Source organism: Burkholderia sp. KCJ3K979, from assembly GCF_016759955.1.
Classification (GTDB): Bacteria; Pseudomonadota; Gammaproteobacteria; order Burkholderiales; family Burkholderiaceae; genus Burkholderia; species Burkholderia orbicola.
On the sequence record NZ_JACFYV010000512.1, the window covers coordinates 1 to 262 of the forward strand.

Annotated in this window: 1 tRNA gene and 1 rRNA gene; both read left to right on the forward strand. The window is 53.1% G+C overall.

The features are described from left to right. A 16S ribosomal RNA gene (locus H3O04_RS35870) occupies positions 1–119 on the forward strand; the annotation flags it as partial. A 63-nt stretch (positions 120–182) separates the two neighbouring features. Continuing rightward, positions 183–259: transfer RNA gene (locus tag H3O04_RS35875), tRNA-Ile, on the forward strand. Positions 260–262 lie beyond the last annotated feature (3 nt).

The following is a 262-nucleotide window of genomic DNA, read 5'->3' on the forward strand; positions in this document are numbered from 1 at the left end:
TTTTACCAGAAGTGGCTAGTCTAACCGCAAGGAGGACGGTCACCACGGTAGGATTCATGACTGGGGTGAAGTCGTAACAAGGTAGCCGTATCGGAAGGTGCGGCTGGATCACCTCCTTTCCAGAGCTATCTCGCGAAGTTGAGCGCTCACGCTTATCGGCTGTAAATTAAAGACAGACTCAGGGGTCTGTAGCTCAGTCGGTTAGAGCACCGTCTTGATAAGGCGGGGGTCGTTGGTTCGAATCCAACCAGACCCACCATTG